Origin of the sequence: Clostridium sp. BJN0001 (genome assembly GCF_022869825.1) — a bacterium.
Taxonomy (GTDB): domain Bacteria; phylum Bacillota; class Clostridia; order Clostridiales; family Clostridiaceae; genus Clostridium.
The window spans coordinates 1887689-1905153 of sequence record NZ_CP094971.1 but is presented as its reverse complement, the minus strand read 5'-3'; the positions used below and the strand labels follow the sequence as shown (position 1 = coordinate 1905153).

Genomic DNA, 17465 nt, shown 5'->3' with positions numbered 1-17465 from the left:
GAGAGAAAACAAAACAAACAAACATGAAAAAACAAATATAAAATCGTAATGAGAATGGAGGAATTAGAGATGTCACAAGTTGATGAAATTACAAGAGAATCATGGATACTAAATACTTTTCCAGAATGGGGAACATGGTTAAATGAAGAAATTGAACAGGAAGAAGTAAAAAAGGGAACATTCGCAATGTGGTGGCTTGGCTGCACAGGTATATGGGTTAAATCAGAAGGTGGTACAAATATAAGTATTGATTTTTGGTGTGGAAGTGGTAAGAAAACAAAAGCAAATCCTTACATAAAACCACAGCATCAGATGGCAAGAATGTGTGGAAACAAAAAACTTCAACCAAACTTAAGAGTTGCACCATTTGTCTTAGATCCATTTGGAATTAAAAATATAGATGCAGTTTTAGCAACACATGATCATAACGATCATATTGATGTAAACGTTGCAGCTGCAGTATTAAAGAATTGCAAAAATGATGTGCCATTTATAGGACCAGAGGCTTGTGTAGATAAATGGGTAGGCTGGGGAGTACCTAAAGAAAGATGTATAATAGTAAAACCAGGAGACACAGTAAAGGTTAAAGATATAGAAATTGTTGCACTTGAATCATTTGATAGAACAGCACTTATTACTGAACCTCCAACAGGAGACATAAGAGGAAAAATGCCTGTAAACATGGATATTAAAGCAGTAAATTACTTAATAAAAACACCAGGCGGAAATCTATATCATAGTGGAGATTCACATTATTCAAATTACTATGCAAAGCATGGAAACGAATACAAAATTGATGTTGCTTTAGGATCTTATGGTGAAAATCCAAGAGGAATTACAGATAAAATGACATCAGTAGATATTTTAAGAATGGCTGAATCATTAAGAACAAAAGTAGTAATACCATTCCACCACGATATCTGGTCAAACTTCCAGGCTGATACAAAAGAAATATTAGAATTGTTTGATATGAGAAAAGATAGATTACAGTATAAATTTACTCCATTTATATGGCAAGTAGGAGGAAAATTCATATTCCCAGATGATTCTAACAAGAGAGAATATCATTATCCAAGAGGATTTGATGATTGCTTTACAGTAGATATAAATACGCCTTATACATCATTCCTATAAAATATAAATTTTAAAAGTGAGACTAAAATTTTTAGTCTCACCCACATAAGAGATAAGAGGGGAGAAGAGAAATGTTAAAAAAATTAATTGAGAAAAATAGGTTTTCATTTCATGATGGATTTGATAAATGGGAGGATGCAATTCAGGAAGCATGCATGCCGCTAATAAAAGATGGAGCTGTAGAGCAAGCTTACGTTGATTCAATAATAAATAATGTAAATAAGTATGGACCATATATAGTAATTGCGCCAGATATATGTATACCACATGCTCAAGAAGGTGCAGTTGGAGTAAATGAAACAGCAGTCTGTTTTATGAGAAGTAAAAAACCTGTACATTTTGGTGAAGATTCTGATACTGATGCAAGATTATTCTTCGTATTAGCATCTACAGATAATAACATTCATCTTCAAAATTTATCAAAACTTGTTGAATTAGTAGAAAATCAAGATGTTGTAGAAAAGCTAATTGCAGCAGAATGTAAAGAAGATTTAGAAAAAATTTATAAAGAATACTTTTTACCAGTATAAACTAACTTTAAGGGGGAATAAATATGGAAATTTTACTAAGCATTTGGAAATTCTTTCAGGTTAACATATTAACTAATCCAGCATTCTTTATTGGTTTTATTGTATTTATAGGTTACTTGTTATTAAAGCGTCCTATTTATGAAGCAATGGCAGGATTCATTAAAGCAACTGTAGGATATTTAATTCTTAATGTTGCAGCAGGTGGACTTGTTGGTAACTTCCGTCCTATACTTGCAGGATTAAAAGATCGTTTTAATCTTACAGCGGCAGTAATTGATCCATATTTTGGACAAACGGCAGCTCAGCAAGCTGTTGAAAGCATTGGAAGATCATTTTCTTTAATGATGATAGTTCTTCTTATAGCGTTTATATTCAACATTATTTTAGTACTCTTTAGAAAACAAACAAAAATAAGGACACTATTTATTACAGGACATATAATGGTACAGCAGTCATCAACTGCTTTATGGATAGTGCTTTATTGTTTCCCTAATCTTATTGATACAAAAGCAGTAATAATGCTTGGTTTATTACTTGGAACATATTGGGCAGTTTCTTCAAATCTTACAGTTGAACCTACTCAGGAATTAACTGAAGGTGGTGGATTTGCAGTAGGACATCAGCAGATGTTTGGAATTTGGTTAACTGATAAAATTGCAGGAAAAATAGGTAATAAAGAAAAATCAATAGAACATTTAAAATTACCTGGATTTTTATCAATCTTTACTGATAACGTAGTAGCAACTGGTTTATTAATGATAATTTTCTTTGGAATAATAATGGGAATATTAGGACCAGACTTATTACATAATATAGATGCTGGTTTTGCAGCAGACAGAAGTTTTGTATTCTATATAATTGAAAAATCACTTAATTTCGCAGTTTATTTAAGTATATTACAACTTGGTGTTAAGATGTTCGTTTCAGAATTAACAGAATCTTTCCAAGGTATTTCAAATAAAATTTTACCTGGATCTATGCCAGCAGTTGATTGTGCAGCTACATACGGATTTGGTCATGCTAACGCAGTTACAATCGGATTCTTATTTGGTGCATTAGGACAGTTTATTGCAATTATTGGACTTATAGTATTTAAAAGCCCAGTATTAATAATCACAGGATTCGTACCAGTATTCTTTGATAATGCTACATTCGCAGTATTTGCAAATAAAAAAGGTGGATTAAAAGCAGCAATGATTATCCCATTTGTTTCTGGATTAATTCAAGTTTTAGGTGGAGCATTTGCAGCATTCTACTTCAAATTATCACAGTTTGGTGGATGGCATGGAAACTTCGACTTTGATACTGTATGGCCTGTAATTGGTATACTAATGAAAAATTTCCAATATGTTGGTTTTGTAGTAGTAGTTTTAGCACTATTAATTATTCCACAAATTCAATATAGAAAAAATAAGCAAAACTACTTTAGAATAGCAGAAGATTATGAGGGATATATGGAGGATATGGGAAATAATCCTGCATAACTATTTGAATAAATAAAAATATAAAAGATGAAAGAAGGATGATTTTTATGTTAAAAGTTATAGCAGCATGTGGAAGTGGAATGGGTTCAAGCCAGATAATAAAAATGAAAATAACAAAAGTATTTAAGAAATTAGGAATAGATGCACAGATTCAGCATAGCAGTGTTGGAGAAGCAAAGAGTCAAGCTTCAAGTTTTGATGTAGTATTTTGTTCAGAGGTTTTAAAATCTAATTTTAAAAGAGCAGAAGAAAATGGAACAATTGTAATCGGATTAAAGAACGTATTATCTGAAAAAGAGATTGAAGAAAAAGTTACTGAAAAAGTTGTGAACAAAAAATAAAAGATGAAGTTTCTAAAATAAGGAAGAGGTGTATTATAAAATGAAGATAATAAAGAAACATTTAGATGAAATGTATCGTGCATATGCAGCAAGTTCAATTGATATAGATGGAGAACTGAACCTTCTTATTGCATCGGAAGAAAAAGGATATCCATGTTATGCATACAGTGGTAAGAACTTTAACTGCCGTCATACAGTATGGGAAAGTGGCGGAGGATGCATGTCAATAATACCTATTCCAAAAAGAAAAAATGAATTTTTAGCAGTAGCAGACTTTTATCTTAAAGAAAGTCCAAGTAGTTCACGTCTTGTATGGGGACATATAGAAGATGGTGAATGGGTTATTGAAACTGTACTTAAGCTACCGTATCTTCATAGATTTGATTTATGGGATGTTGATGGTGAGATTTACTTTATAGGTGCAACTATTGCAGATCTTAAAGATAATAAAGAAGACTGGAGTAGATCTGGAACTATATATTATGGAAAACTTCCTGAAAATTTAATGGATGGAATTGAGATTACACCTCTTAAAAAAGGATTATTTAAGAATCATGGTTATTCAAGACATATGGTAAATGGTAAACCACAGGGAACATTTGGAACTGATGTAGGAGTATTTGAAGTAATACCACATAAAAATGATAAATGGGAGGTAAAATGCATACTTGATAAAAGCGTAGGAGAAGTTGCATGGTGCGATATTGATAGTGATGGAAACGATGAACTTATGACTATTGAACCATTTCATGGTAATTCAATGAAAATATATAGTATGTCTAATGGAAAATATACTGAAATTTATAAATATCCTTATGAAATAGACTTTGCACATACTCTTGTTGGAACTACATTATGCGGAATTCCATCATTTGTGGGAGGAGTAAGAAGAAAAGATTGCGAACTTTTCTATATACAGTATGTTAACGGAAAATGCAAAGAAACAGTAATTGAAAAAGGTGTAGGACCAGCAAATGTTGCTGTAATAAACTTAGATGACTGTGATCTTATATTATCAGCAAATCATACTGATAATAAAGCAGCAGTATATAAGGTAACAAAAGAATAAAACTTAATAATTATCTATGGATATATTAATTTATATATCCATAGATAAAAAAATATATCAAATTAATTGAGAATATATATCAATATAAAGGAAGTGTTGTTAATGCTAGAAGAACTAAAAGAAAAAGTATATGAAGCTAATATGCTTTTACCTAAATATAATCTTGTAACTTTTACATGGGGAAATGTATCAGAAGTAGATCGTGAAAAAGGATTATTTGTAATTAAACCATCAGGAGTTGATTATGACATAATGAAAGCTGAAGATATGGTAGTTGTAGATTTAAAAGGAAATGTTGTTGAGGGAAAGTATAGACCTTCATCAGATACACCTACACATTTAAAATTATATAATGATTTTCATGATATTAAAGCAATAGTACATACTCATTCAAGATATGCAACTATATTTGCACAAGCAGGAAAAGGTATTACTCCATATGGAACAACACAAGCTGATTATTTCTATAATGAAATACCATGTACAAGAGATATGACAGAAGAAGAAATAAAAAATGAGTATGAATATAATACTGGAAAAGTAATAGTTGAAAGATTTGAAAATTTAAATCCAGTATATGTACCAGCTGTTTTAGTTAAGAATCATGGACCTTTTGCATGGGGAAAAGATGCAAAAGAAGCTGTTCATAATGCAGTAGTATTAGAAGAAGTTGCAATGATGGCACTTAATACAGAATTATTAAATGATAATAAGGCAGAGAAAATGCCTCAGGATCTTATAGAAAAGCATTTTACAAGAAAGCATGGATCAAATGCTTACTATGGACAAAAATAAATGTGAGAGAGGTACAAAAAATATGAAAGATTATTATTTGGGATTATATGAAAAATCTATGCCTAATTGTCTTACATGGGAAGAAAAATTAAATGTCGCTAAAGAATGTGGATTTGACAGTATAGAAATAAGTGTTGATGAAACAGATGAAAAATTATCAAGACTCTACATGTCAAAAGAAGATAGAAATAAACTTGTTGATCTTATGTTTAAATGCAGAGTTAAAATAAGAAGTATGTGTTTAAGTGGTCATAGAAAGTATCCCCTTGGAAGCCCCAATGAAAAAACAAGAGAAAGATCACTTGAGATAATGGAAAAAGCAATCAATCTTGCAGATGATCTTGGAATAAGAATAATACAGCTTGCAGGATATGATGTTTATTATGAAAAAGGAAATGAAATTACTAAGAAATATTTTATAGAAAATTTAAAAAAATCCGTAGAAATGGCAGCTAAAAAAGGTGTAATACTTGCTTTTGAAACAATGGAAACTGAATTCATGAATACTGTAAAAAAAGCTATGGAATTTGTAGACGAAGTTAATTCACCATATCTTCAAGTATATCCTGATTGTGGTAATGTAACTAATGCAGTCTTACAGTATAATACATCTTTAGATGATGATTTTGAATGTGGCAGAGGACATATAGCAGCAGTCCATTTAAAAGAAACTGTTCCAGGAAAGTTTAGAGAGATTACTTTTGGCACAGGACACGTAAATTTTGAAGATGTAATAAAAAAATCATGGAATCTTGGCGTAAGAAGATTTACAGCTGAATTTTGGTATACAGGAAATGAAAACTGGAAAGACGTAATAAAAGAAACAAAAAAATTTATGGATGAAAAATTTAAAAGAGCACTTTCTAAATAAAAATAAAAAGTCAAAGGTGGTTAGCTTATGGATAAGAACAAATTAGAATCTGTTATAAAAGATGTAAATAAAGATATTATTGAAATGATTTATGAAGCAAATTCTGGGCATCCGGGTGGATCTTTATCATGTTCAGAAATTATTACTTATTTATATTATGAAAAAATGAATGCAGATCCTAAAAATTCTAAAGATGAAAATAGAGACAGATTTGTTTTAAGTAAAGGGCATGCGGCTCCAGCACTTTATTCAGTATTAGCTGAAAAAGGATATTTTGACAAAGAAGAACTTCATAGTTTAAGAAAAATTGGAGGACTTCTGCAAGGACATCCTGATTCAAAACATATAAATGGAGTAGATGTATCTACAGGTTCACTTGGACAGGGAATATCAAATGCAGTAGGAATGGCACTTGGTCTTAAATTCCAAAAAAGACCATCTAATGTTTATGTTCTACTTGGAGATGGAGAAATTCAAGAAGGACTAGTATGGGAAGCTATTATGGCAGCAGGACACTATAAGCTTAATAATATTACAGCTATAGTAGATAATAACGGGCTTCAGATAGATGGAAAAAATGAAGAGGTTATGACTGTAAAACCTATTGATAAAAAGTTTGAAAGCTTTTTGTGGAATGTTGTAATGTGTGATGATGGAAATGATTTTGAATGTATAGATAAAGCATTTAAAGAAGCTGAAAAATGTACTGATAAGCCTACTGTTATAATAGCAAAAACAGTAAAAGGTAAAGGCGTAAGCTTTATGGAAAATGATCCTTCATGGCATGGAACAGCTCCAAATGAAGAAGAAAAAAATAAAGCTTTAAAAGAAATTCTATCTTTATAATATAAGGAGGATATGATATGGGAAAAGCAACGAGAGAATCGTATGGAGAAGCATTACTTGAGCTTGGAGATGAAAATAAAAATATAGTTGTATTAGATGCAGATTTATCTAAATCTACTAAAACAAATGGATTTAAAAATAAATTTAAAGATAGATTTTTTAATGCAGGTATAGCAGAACAAAATTTAATGGGAATGGCAGCAGGAATGGCAAATGTAGGTCTTATACCTTTTGCAAGTACATTCGCTGTGTTTGCAACAGGAAGAGCATTTGAAATCATAAGAAACTCTATATGTTATCCAAAAGTAAATGTTAAAATAGCTGCAACTCATGCAGGAATTACAGTTGGAGAAGATGGAGGTTCACATCAGTCTGTTGAAGATATAGCACTTATGTGTTCCCTTCCTAATATGACAGTAATAGTTCCAGCAGATGATAGAGAGGCAAAAGCAGCAGTAAAAGCAGCTTCTAAAATGGAAGGACCCGTTTATTTAAGATTTGGAAGATGTGCTTGTAGCGATATATTTGATGATTCTTATGAATTTAAAATTGGAAAAGGTTCAGAAATCGTAAGTGGAAATGACGTTTCTATAATTGCAATTGGCATGATGGTTGAAAAAGCTGTTGAAGCAGCAAAGATGCTACAAGAAGAAGGAATAAATGCAAGAGTTATAGATATGGCAACAGTAAAACCAATCGATAGAGAAATTATAATTAAGGCAGCAAAAGAAACAAAAGGAATAGTTACAGCAGAAGAACATTCAATTATAGGTGGCCTTGGAGCAATGGTTTCAGCTGTTGTATGTGATGAAAGTCCATGCAAAGTTAAAATGGTAGGAATAAAAGATAAATTTGGTGAATCTGGAACTCCAGGTGAACTTATGAAGAAATACAAACTTACAAGTGAAGAAATGGTAAAAAATGTTAAAGAAATATTAAAATAAATTAAGAAGAAAAGAGTGATAGAGTATGAAGATTTTTATAGATACAGCAAACGTTGATGAAATTAGAAAAGCGAATGATTTAGGAGTTATCTGTGGTGTTACTACAAATCCATCACTTATTGCAAGAGAAGGAAGAGATTTTAGCGAAGTAATAAAGGAAATTACAAGTATAGTTGATGGACCTATAAGCGGCGAAGTTATGTCAATGGAAAGTGACAAAATGGTTGAGGAAGCAAGAGAAATTGCAAAGATTAATAAAAATATGGTTGTAAAAATTCCTATGTGTGAAGAAGGATTAAAAGCTGTAAATATTTTAAGCAAAGAAGGAATAAAGACTAATGTAACATTAATATTTTCAGCACTTCAAGCACTTCTTGCTGCAAGAGCAGGTGCAAGTTATGTAAGCCCATTCTTAGGAAGACTTGATGATATAGGAAATAAGGGAATTAAATTAATTGAAGATATTGCTGATATATTTGAAATACATGGTATAAAAGCAGAAATAATTTCTGCAAGTGTTAGAAATCCAATTCATGTACTTGAATGTGCAAAAGCAGGATCAGACATAGCTACAATTCCTTACAATGTAATACTTCAAATGATTAAGCATCCATTAACTGATATAGGAATCGAAAAATTTAAAGAAGATTACAGAAAAACATTTGGAAAATAGCTCTCTCATATTTTATTTATAAAGGTCCTTTAAAATCTTAATTGATTTTGAAGGGCTTATTTTTACTGGTGTATAATTATTTTAATTTATGGTGTATAATATTTTTAAACAATTTTAAAAGGAGAGTAATTTATGGCTATAAAAGTGGTAACTGATAGTACATCATATATACCTTCTGAATATATTGAGAAATATGATATAAAAGTTGTATCTCTTAATGTTTCAATGAATGGAAAAAGTAGAAGAGAAGTTGAACTTGATAATAGATATTTTTATAAAGAGATGGAAGAATCAAATGAAATTCCAAAGTCTTTTCAGCCTATACCTGAGGAAATGCTTAATGTTTTTAAAAGTGTAGTAAAAAATGGAGACTCATTAGTTGGAATATTTTTATCATCAAAAATGAGCGGAACTTTTTCTAGTGCAAATATGGTTAAAAATATGGTATTAGAAGAATATAAAGATGCTAATATGTACATAATTGATTCAAAAACAAATTGTATGCAGATGGGATTTGCAGTAATTGAAGCTGCAAAAGCTGCAAAAGAAAATAAAAGCATTGAAGATGTAGTTTCAGCAGCAGATTATGTAATTAATCATAGTAGATTTTTATTTTCACCTAAGACGCTTGATTATTTAAAAAAAGGTGGCAGAATAGGAAATGCAGCTGCACTTTTTGGAAATATACTTCAGATAAAGCCTATCCTTACAGTAGTAAATGGGGAAACATCTGTATTTAAGAAAGTCAGAACAAGAAAAAAAGTTATAGATGAACTTGTTAAAAAGACTTTAGAAGATATAGATAATGGTATTTTAGGAGATATTATAGTTCACCATATAAATTGCGAAGAAGAAGGATATGAGTTTGCACATATTTTAGAAGAAAAATTAGGAAAAAAGATAAAGATAGAGTCAATTGGACCTGTTATTGGACTTCATGTAGGCCCTGGAAGCATAGGAGTTGCATATTATACTAAAAAAAGATAATAATTATAGAAAGCTGATATATATAAATGAGGCTATCAGCTTTCTTTTTTTATTTTTTATTATTTTGCTCATTTTGAATAATATTATCTGTAAGAGTTACAATAAATTGATGATAATATGGAAGATCTTGAGTCATAAATTTTATCTCTAGAACTTTAATTTTAAGTGATCCGATTTTTGATGATAATATGCTGCATTTTTGGATTTCTTCTTCTAAACTTTCGATTGCTTTTTCAAGATTTTGAATTTTAATGCATACTTCAGATAATCTCTCAATCATTTCTTTATTATGATCGTTTAATATTGAAGATAATAAAAACCAATTTGAGTAAGTTTCTAATTTCGTTTTTTGGTTTGTTATAATATTTGTTATACCACTTAAACTTATAGTTCCATTTCTACATTTTTTAAATACATAACACAGAGGACCGCCAATTACTACTGTTGTTATGCTGCTTAAAGCTTGAATAAAGTTTTTTTGACTGTCTATAGATTCTGTAAGTGATACATTATTTTTAGAAACTGAATTTTTAGTTCCTAAGATAGTATCTGAAAGAGTATCAATCATATCAATCTGAATATTATTAGATTCTATTAAATAATTTTTAATCTCTGAATTTAAAGGAAGATTAATTTCGCTGTTTAAAAGCTTAAGGTTTATATCATCATATTCTTTTAACATTTTTTCAAGATTTTCTTTCGTTTCACTATCTATACAGTTTGTATCATAAAATTTATCTAAATAAGTATACGCTTTTGAAAGATAGTCATTATAATCTTTTTTATATTTTTTATTCTGAGAAAGAATATAGAATTTTTGAGAATGTTCAATATTTAGAATTATTTCTTCAAATTCATCAAGTGATGATATGTTATTTTTTACTGAAATCAAATTTTTTGCATCATCTCTTAATTTATTATTGGAAAATAATATAAATATATTTATTGATATTAAAAATACTGAAAATATACATATAAAAAATATAGCACAGTTTTTGAATTTTATCATATTGCGTCACCTTTTACCCTTATTACATAATATTCAAAAATGGTAAAGATGGAATATAATTTATTAGATAATTATCAATTGAAAGTTTAAAATTACTTATGTATAATAACAATAATTAAAGTTTAAATAATAAGGATGTGATAGTATGAGAATACTTTTATGTGAAGATGAAGTTGAACTCTCAAATGCCCTTGTTACTATATTAAAACATAGTAATTATTCCATTGATGCAGTTTATGATGGAGAAGAGGCACTTATGTATTTAGAAACTGAAAATTATGATGCTGTTATTTTGGATATAATGATGCCTAAAGTTGATGGGATAACGGTTCTTAAGACTATAAGAAGCAAAAATAATAATGTACCTGTTTTAATGCTTACAGCTAAGTCAGAAATTGATGATAAGGTAAAAGGTCTTGATTTTGGTGCAGATGATTATCTTACAAAACCATTTGCTATAAAAGAGCTGCTTGCTAGATTGCGTTCGATTACAAGAAGAAAAACAGAAGTTACAGATTCTAATCTTTCATTTGGAAATATAACACTTAGTAGAGTAACATTTGAATTAAAATCGGATAACGGTGATTCATTTCGTCTTGCAAATAAAGAATTTCAAATGCTTGAAATGTTTATGATGAATCCTCATAGTTTAATACCGACTGAAAAATTTATGGAAAAGATATGGGGATATGATAGTGAGTCTGAAATAAATGTTGTATGGGTATATATATCCTATCTTAGAAAGAAACTTTTAAAAATAGGATCTAATGTTCAAATAAAAGCTTCAAGAAATATGGGATATTCACTGGAGGAAAAATGATGGAGAAGAACCTTCGAAGAAAATTTATAATTATTTCAATGAGTGCAGTATTTATCGTTTTATTTTTAATAACAGCAGTTATAGATTTAACAAATTACTATCAGATTAGTAGAAATAGCGATGATCTTATAAATATTATTGCAGAAAATGATGGTATGTTTCCAAAACATAAAGATAATAAAGGGAATTATGATCTTCCTCCTAAAATGTCAAAAGAAACACCGTTTTCAACAAGATTTTTTACAGCAAGATTTGGAAAAGAAAACAATCTTATGGCAGTAGATACTGGAAATGTGAGTGCTATTTCATCGAATCAGGCGGTGAAGTATGCTAACAGTGTATTTACTTCAGGGAAAAAAGAGGGTATTACGGATGACTATAAATATAAGATTATATCTACAGATTATGGGAATTTGATAGTTTTTATAGATATAAGTAATGAACTACGTATGTTTAATGATTTTTTAATAAATAGTATAACAATATTCTTTGTAGGAATTTGTGCAATTTTTATACTTATATATGTATTCTCTAAAAGTGCAATAAAACCTATTGTAGAGAGCTACGAAAAACAGAAACAGTTTATAACAGATGCGAGCCATGAACTTAAAACACCACTTGCTGTAATAAATACTAATGCAGATGTTTTAGAGATGGAATGTGGAGAAAGTGAGTGGACAAAAAGCATACACAGGCAGATAGAAAGAATGTCAAAGCTTATATCAGGTCTTATTATGTTAAGCCGTATGGATGAAGAAAGTAATAAAATAATAAAAACAGAATTTTCTATCTCAGATGCAGTAAATGAAGCAGCAGAACCATTTAAAGAAATGGCTGAGCTTAAAAATAAAAAAATAAATTTAAATATTCAAAAAAATTTAACTTATAATGGTGATGAAGAAATGATAAGACAGCTTATTTATATACTTCTTGATAATGCTATAAAATATAGTAAAGAGAATAGCGATATCAATTTATCGTTAAATAGGTATGTAAATAAATGTATTATTAAGGTTCAAAATGAATCAGAAAATTTAAAAAAAGGTAAATATGATAAATTATTTGAAAGGTTTTATAGATTAGACAGCTCGAGAAATAGTAAAAAAGGAGGATATGGAATAGGCTTATCCATTGCTAAATCAATTGTATTAAAGCATAAAGGGAAAATTACTGCTGAAAGTTTAGATGGTAAAATATTTACTATATCGGCCATGTTTTAAAATTTAATAAAAAGATTATTTTTTAAGAGCTTAAAATTTTAGTTTTATTTAAATTAAAATTTTAAGTTCTTTTTAGGTTCATTTCCTATAATGAAATCACAGAAAGGAAATAAATCAGAAAAGAGGAGAGACATAAAAATGGGATTTAAAAAGAATTTTAAAAGATATGAACTTAAATATCTTATTACATTTGATCAAAAAGAAAAATTATTAAATATGATGAAAAAATATATGCAAGAAGATAAATTTGGTAAAAGCACAATATGTAATATATATTTTGACACAGATGATTATTTATTAATAAGACGTTCGTTAGAGAAACCATGTTATAAAGAAAAGCTTAGAGTGAGGAGCTATGGAATAGCTAAAAATGACACACCAGTATTTATTGAAATAAAGAAGAAATTTAAAGGAGTAGTATATAAAAGGCGTATTGATATGGAAAAGAGTAAAGCTAGGTCTTATCTATTAGAAGGGATGAAACTAGAAAAAAATTCTCAGATAAGTAATGAGATTGATTATTTTATTGATTTTTATAAAGGAATAAAACCTTCAACATTTATATCATACGATAGAGAAGCGTTTTTCAGTAAAACTGATGGAGATTTTAGAATGACATTTGATCAGAATATTTTGGCAAGAGATTATGATTTATCTTTAGATGCTGGAATTTATGGTGAGAGCATTTTAAAAAAAGGTATGGCACTTTTAGAAGTAAAGACTGCACTTGGAATTCCAAGATGGCTTCTTGATTTCTTTTGTGAAAATAAGATTTATAAAAGCAGTTTTTCAAAGTATGGTAATACTTACAAACAAATGATATTACCTAAAATAATAGGAGGTACAGAATATGTTTCTTAATAGTTTACTTACAGAGGGAGTTTATAGTGATACTTCTGTAACACTTACATTTTCAAAATTTATCATATGCATAATAGCATCACTTTTAATTGGATTATTTATAAGCGCTGCATATACGTATAAAACAAAACATTCAAAAGGATTTTCTATAACATTATTAACTCTTCCATCAGTAGTATGTATGATCATAATAATGGTAAATGGAAGTCTTGGAACAGGAGTTGCAGTTGCAGGAGCATTCAGCCTTGTACGATTTAGATCAGCTCCTGGAACAGCTAAAGAAATTGGAGCTATATTTATAGCAATGGGTGCAGGACTTGCAGTTGGAATGGGTTATATCTGTTATGCTGCTGTATTTACAGCTATACTTGGAACAATAAATGTTATTTGTACAGTATATAATATTAAAAATGCACATAGTGTAGAAAAAACTCTTAATATAACTATACCTGAAAATCTTGATTATACTGGGGTTTTTGACAGCTTATTTAAAGAATATGCATCATCTTATGAACTTGTAACTGTAAAAAGCACTAATATGGGCAGCTTATTTAAGCTTACTTACGATGTTACTTTAAAAGATATGGGAAAAAATGAAAAGCAGTTTATAGATGATTTAAGATGTAGAAATGGAAATTTAGATATAGTAATTTCTAAGAAGACTGATAAGTTAGGTGAACTTTAAAGGAGGAAAATTAATGAAAGCTAAGAAGATAATATCAATAATTATTTCATTAAGCATAATATCGGCATTAGTAACAGGATGTTCTACTACATCAGCACAAAATGAAGGCAGCAGTGTAGAATCAGTTAATGTTACATCATCCTCAGATATGTTTACTGATAGAGATATGGAAGTTGGATATGATGAAAATGAATGTATAAAGATTAATTTAAGTGATAATGATTCATCGTGTTCTGATAGCAATGTAAAAATAGATGGAAATATAATTACTATTACAAAAGAAGGCAATTATATAATTACAGGAGAACTTACAGAAGGTCAAATAATTGTTGAAACAGAAAAAACTGAAAAAGTACAGCTTATTTTGGATAATGCAAATATATCAAATTCTTCTTCAGCTCCTATATATGTAAAGGAGAGTGATAAGGTATTTATAACAACAGCAGAAGATTCAAACAATGTACTTAATGTAAATGGAGAATTTAAAAACGATTCTGAAGAAAATATTGATTCTTGCGTATTTTCAAAAGCTGATTTGACTTTAAATGGTAGAGGAACATTAGAGATAAATGATAATTATGGTAGCGGAATTACATCAAAAGATGATTTAACTTTAACAAGTGGAACGTATAAGATAAATGCATTAAATCATGGATTAGAAGGAAAAGACAGCGTGAGAATAGCAAATGGAGAATATGATATTGTTTCTGGGAAAGATGGAATTAATAGTGATAACGATGAAGATGAGTCGACTGGATATGTATATATTGAAGATGGAAGTATAAATATATCAGCTGAAGATGATGGAATCCATTCAAGTTCTGCTTTTACTTTTAATGGTGGAAATATAAATATTTCAAAAAGTTATGAAGGAATTGAAGGAAAAACAATTGATATAAATGGTGGAACAATTAATCTTGTAGCATCTGATGATGGTTTAAATGCTACATCAGGACAAAGTAGTAGTGGAGGAGGAGAAAAAAATCAGCAAAGAATGCAGGGAGCACCTGTGCAGGATATGCAAAAAGATGCACAAAATAGTGAACAAGAAGATGCACAAATTCCACAGGATGATGCAATGACAAAAGATGATTTTAAAGGCGATATGATGGGAAAAGGAGGAATGTTTGAAGCTGAAGAAGGTGTATCTATAAAGATAACAGGAGGAAAAACTTGTATAAATGCGAAAGGTGATGGAATAGATTCAAATGGAACATTTGAGGTTACAGGAGGAGAGACATATGTATCAGGTCCTTCTGATAATGGAAATGGAGCGCTTGATTATAATGGCGAAGCTACAATAACAGGAGGAATATTAGTTGCAGCAGGTTCATCAGGTATGGCACAGAATTTTGGAGAAAATTCATCACAAGGTTCAATGCTTGTTACTACTTCATCTATGCAGACAGGAAGTATAATAGTAAAAGATAGCAGTGGTAATGAATTGATAAATTATACTCCAGATAAAGAATATAATTGTGCAGTTTTAAGTATGAAGGATATAGTAAAAGGTGAAACTTATACAGTTACACTTGGAAGTGATACTCAAGAGATAACTATGGAAGATACTATTTATAGTGATAAAAGTAATCAAGCAGGTACAATGGGAATGGGAATGAGACAAAAAGGTGATAAAATGAATAATGCAGATATGAAAGCACCTACAGAAAACTCTTAAAGAAATAGAATAGAGTTGGGGTATATAAAAAACTAATAAAGTTTATATACCCCAACTATTCTATTATAACACATAAAAAATTTTCAGAAAAGTCTATATTTTCAGAAAATTATATTGTATAATAAAGACAAGATAAAGGAAAAGAAACAAACTACTAAAAGATAAATACAGAGAAAGAGGTGAGTCCAATGTGCTAAGAAGTTTTTAGTAGAATGAATTTAAAAAGATAGAAGGTGAATTGAGAAATTTTGTTAATAACTTATTAAAAGATTAAAATAGAGAAATGAGATGATTCCGATGGGTTATTTAAAATTATTAAAGAAATGAATATAATTTTAATGGGGTGAGTCCGATGTAGAACATATTATTTTTAAGAGGTGTGTTAATATAATTAAATATTTAAAAAATAAATAAAAGACATTAGATTTAAAATATAAAATCTAATGTCTTTTTTATTATCTTAGTTATCTTAGTTGTCATTTCCAAATAATCTTAAAAGATGTAAAAATAAATTTATAAAATCAAGATATAGAGTTAATGCACCTAGAATTGCGTATTTATTTGCAGATTCTGCATCAGAATAATATATTTGATTATGAATTCTTTTTAATGTCTGCATATCATAAGCTGTTAAAGCACAAAATACTGCAACTGCTACATAGCTTATAATCATTGAAAGACCTTCAGAGTTAATAAAAAAATTAAAAACTGTTGCTATTATTATTCCAATAACAGCCATTATTGAAATTCTTCCTAAACTAGATAAATCTTTATTTGTTAGCTTTCCTGCCATTGCACAACAGAAAAACATAATTGATGCAAGAATAAATACCTGCATAATTGATGATAAATCATAAACTACAAATATAGCACTAAATGTTAGTCCATTTAATATGGAATAAAGAAAAAACATCATTAAAGCACTAGATGCCGACATTTTATTAATTCTTCTGCTTAAAATTAAAACTAAAGCAACTTCTAAAATTGCAAGTCCTATAGAAAGCTGAGGCTTAGTTAAAATAAGAGTTCTAAGATTAATACTCTGAGATATAAAAAAGCCAATTACGAATGTTACAAGAAGACCAGTAGCCATATAAGTAAAAGTTTTATTTATAAATCCAGATTCACTTTTTGTATATGATAATTCACTCATTAATAGTCACTCCTTTATTATATTTTATATAAATTATAATTTAAGTCATTTATATATGCAAGTATGTAATAACTTAAAATTTTTTAATAATTATTTTTGTTGAGCTGCTAATTCTCCAAAGGTTACAGTAAAAGAAATAATTATAGAACTAAAAATTTTATTAGTCAGCATAAGTTCACCTTTTGTTAAATAAAGAAACAAAACATTAAAAGCCCAAAGTGCAAAAGAAGTTATAATGAATTTTGGTATAATCTTTTTTATTGTCTTCCATTTTGCTTTTCTGATACTTAAAAATATTCTAATTAAAGTATAAAAAAATACAATCATCAGAAGTATTATATATCCAATAACAAATTGGAAAACGA

General features: G+C 29.1%; 18 protein-coding genes. 16 read left to right on the top strand and 2 right to left on the bottom strand.

Translation table 11 applies throughout. From position 1 onward, the window contains the following. Positions 1–69 precede the first annotated feature (69 nt). The 11 genes from ulaG to MTX53_RS09275 all read left to right on the top strand — a co-directional run bounded on the left by ulaG (position 70) and on the right by MTX53_RS09275 (position 9674). Complete coding sequence (ulaG, locus tag MTX53_RS09325) at positions 70–1134, top strand: L-ascorbate 6-phosphate lactonase (RefSeq protein WP_244833522.1); 1065 nt, start codon at positions 70–72, stop codon at positions 1132–1134. Between the two features lie 71 nt (positions 1135–1205). Next, entirely contained in the window at positions 1206–1664 is a 459-nt protein-coding gene (locus MTX53_RS09320; protein WP_244833520.1) for a PTS sugar transporter subunit IIA, read from the top strand. A 23-nt stretch (positions 1665–1687) separates the two neighbouring features. Beyond that, positions 1688–3148 carry a PTS ascorbate transporter subunit IIC gene (locus MTX53_RS09315; protein ID WP_244833518.1) on the top strand — a complete coding sequence of 487 codons (1461 nt, stop codon included), beginning with the start codon at positions 1688–1690 and terminating at the stop codon, positions 3146–3148. A gap of 47 nt (positions 3149–3195) precedes the next feature. Continuing rightward, positions 3196–3489, top strand: coding sequence for a PTS sugar transporter subunit IIB (locus MTX53_RS09310; protein WP_244833516.1), 294 nt, complete (start codon positions 3196–3198; stop codon positions 3487–3489). A 40-nt stretch (positions 3490–3529) separates the two neighbouring features. After that, positions 3530–4558, top strand: a complete 1029-nt coding sequence (locus MTX53_RS09305; protein WP_244833514.1) for a hypothetical protein — start codon at positions 3530–3532, stop codon at positions 4556–4558. Positions 4559–4660: 102 nt separating this feature from the next. Continuing rightward, positions 4661–5353 (top strand): L-ribulose-5-phosphate 4-epimerase, encoded by a 693-nt coding sequence (locus tag MTX53_RS09300; RefSeq protein ID WP_244833512.1) that lies wholly within the window; start codon positions 4661–4663, stop codon positions 5351–5353. A 22-nt stretch (positions 5354–5375) separates the two neighbouring features. Further along, positions 5376–6224, top strand: a complete 849-nt coding sequence (locus tag MTX53_RS09295; protein WP_244833511.1) for an L-ribulose-5-phosphate 3-epimerase — start codon at positions 5376–5378, stop codon at positions 6222–6224. A gap of 27 nt (positions 6225–6251) precedes the next feature. Then, positions 6252–7070 (top strand): transketolase, encoded by an 819-nt coding sequence (locus MTX53_RS09290; protein ID WP_244833509.1) that lies wholly within the window; start codon positions 6252–6254, stop codon positions 7068–7070. 17 nt (positions 7071–7087) lie between these two features. Further along, positions 7088–8014 (top strand): transketolase family protein, encoded by a 927-nt coding sequence (locus MTX53_RS09285; protein WP_244833508.1) that lies wholly within the window; start codon positions 7088–7090, stop codon positions 8012–8014. Positions 8015–8039: 25 nt separating this feature from the next. Then, positions 8040–8687: a fructose-6-phosphate aldolase gene (gene fsa, locus MTX53_RS09280; protein ID WP_244833506.1), complete on the top strand. Its 648-nt coding sequence runs from the start codon at positions 8040–8042 to the stop codon at positions 8685–8687. A gap of 132 nt (positions 8688–8819) precedes the next feature. Continuing rightward, positions 8820–9674: a DegV family protein gene (locus tag MTX53_RS09275; protein WP_244833504.1), complete on the top strand. Its 855-nt coding sequence runs from the start codon at positions 8820–8822 to the stop codon at positions 9672–9674. 49 nt (positions 9675–9723) lie between these two features. Here the strand turns inward: MTX53_RS09275 and MTX53_RS09270 are convergent, their stop codons facing one another. Further along, complete coding sequence (locus MTX53_RS09270; RefSeq protein ID WP_244833502.1) at positions 9724–10683, bottom strand: hypothetical protein; 960 nt, start codon at positions 10681–10683, stop codon at positions 9724–9726. A 145-nt stretch (positions 10684–10828) separates the two neighbouring features. On the opposite strand from MTX53_RS09270, the gene MTX53_RS09265 reads away from it, so the two are divergent. The 5 genes from MTX53_RS09265 (at position 10829) to MTX53_RS09245 (ending at position 15947) form a co-directional block, all read left to right on the top strand. Then, positions 10829–11503, top strand: coding sequence for a response regulator transcription factor (locus tag MTX53_RS09265; RefSeq protein ID WP_244833501.1), 675 nt, complete (start codon positions 10829–10831; stop codon positions 11501–11503). After that, on the top strand, positions 11500–12723 hold the full coding sequence (locus tag MTX53_RS09260; protein ID WP_244833499.1) for a HAMP domain-containing sensor histidine kinase: 1224 nt from the start codon (positions 11500–11502) through the stop codon (positions 12721–12723). Before MTX53_RS09265 ends, MTX53_RS09260 begins: the two co-directional genes overlap by 4 nt. A 138-nt stretch (positions 12724–12861) precedes the next feature. Further along, on the top strand, positions 12862–13584 hold the full coding sequence (locus tag MTX53_RS09255; protein WP_244833497.1) for a polyphosphate polymerase domain-containing protein: 723 nt from the start codon (positions 12862–12864) through the stop codon (positions 13582–13584). After that, a complete protein-coding gene (locus MTX53_RS09250; RefSeq protein WP_244833495.1) occupies positions 13574–14269 on the top strand; it encodes a DUF4956 domain-containing protein in 696 nt (231 codons plus the stop codon). The genes MTX53_RS09255 and MTX53_RS09250 overlap by 11 nt, the downstream gene beginning before the upstream one ends. A gap of 13 nt (positions 14270–14282) precedes the next feature. Then, a complete protein-coding gene (locus MTX53_RS09245; RefSeq protein WP_244833493.1) occupies positions 14283–15947 on the top strand; it encodes a carbohydrate-binding domain-containing protein in 1665 nt (554 codons plus the stop codon). Between the two features lie 469 nt (positions 15948–16416). Here MTX53_RS09245 and MTX53_RS09240 read toward each other — a convergent pair whose 3' ends face one another. After that, positions 16417–17100 carry a Bax inhibitor-1/YccA family protein gene (locus MTX53_RS09240; protein WP_244833491.1) on the bottom strand — a complete coding sequence of 228 codons (684 nt, stop codon included), beginning with the start codon at positions 17098–17100 and terminating at the stop codon, positions 16417–16419. Between the last annotated feature and the right edge of the window lie 365 nt (positions 17101–17465).

Coding starts and splice junctions, on each gene's coding strand:
- ulaG (WP_244833522.1), top strand. CDS start 70: ATGTCACAAGTTGATGAAATTACAAGAGAATCATGGATACTAAATACT.
- MTX53_RS09320 (WP_244833520.1), top strand. CDS start 1,206: ATGTTAAAAAAATTAATTGAGAAAAATAGGTTTTCATTTCATGATGGA.
- MTX53_RS09315 (WP_244833518.1), top strand. CDS start 1,688: ATGGAAATTTTACTAAGCATTTGGAAATTCTTTCAGGTTAACATATTA.
- MTX53_RS09310 (WP_244833516.1), top strand. CDS start 3,196: ATGTTAAAAGTTATAGCAGCATGTGGAAGTGGAATGGGTTCAAGCCAG.
- MTX53_RS09305 (WP_244833514.1), top strand. CDS start 3,530: ATGAAGATAATAAAGAAACATTTAGATGAAATGTATCGTGCATATGCA.
- MTX53_RS09300 (WP_244833512.1), top strand. CDS start 4,661: ATGCTAGAAGAACTAAAAGAAAAAGTATATGAAGCTAATATGCTTTTA.
- MTX53_RS09295 (WP_244833511.1), top strand. CDS start 5,376: ATGAAAGATTATTATTTGGGATTATATGAAAAATCTATGCCTAATTGT.
- MTX53_RS09290 (WP_244833509.1), top strand. CDS start 6,252: ATGGATAAGAACAAATTAGAATCTGTTATAAAAGATGTAAATAAAGAT.
- MTX53_RS09285 (WP_244833508.1), top strand. CDS start 7,088: ATGGGAAAAGCAACGAGAGAATCGTATGGAGAAGCATTACTTGAGCTT.
- fsa (WP_244833506.1), top strand. CDS start 8,040: ATGAAGATTTTTATAGATACAGCAAACGTTGATGAAATTAGAAAAGCG.
- MTX53_RS09275 (WP_244833504.1), top strand. CDS start 8,820: ATGGCTATAAAAGTGGTAACTGATAGTACATCATATATACCTTCTGAA.
- MTX53_RS09270 (WP_244833502.1), bottom strand. CDS start 10,683: ATGATAAAATTCAAAAACTGTGCTATATTTTTTATATGTATATTTTCA.
- MTX53_RS09265 (WP_244833501.1), top strand. CDS start 10,829: ATGAGAATACTTTTATGTGAAGATGAAGTTGAACTCTCAAATGCCCTT.
- MTX53_RS09260 (WP_244833499.1), top strand. CDS start 11,500: ATGATGGAGAAGAACCTTCGAAGAAAATTTATAATTATTTCAATGAGT.
- MTX53_RS09255 (WP_244833497.1), top strand. CDS start 12,862: ATGGGATTTAAAAAGAATTTTAAAAGATATGAACTTAAATATCTTATT.
- MTX53_RS09250 (WP_244833495.1), top strand. CDS start 13,574: ATGTTTCTTAATAGTTTACTTACAGAGGGAGTTTATAGTGATACTTCT.
- MTX53_RS09245 (WP_244833493.1), top strand. CDS start 14,283: ATGAAAGCTAAGAAGATAATATCAATAATTATTTCATTAAGCATAATA.
- MTX53_RS09240 (WP_244833491.1), bottom strand. CDS start 17,100: ATGAGTGAATTATCATATACAAAAAGTGAATCTGGATTTATAAATAAA.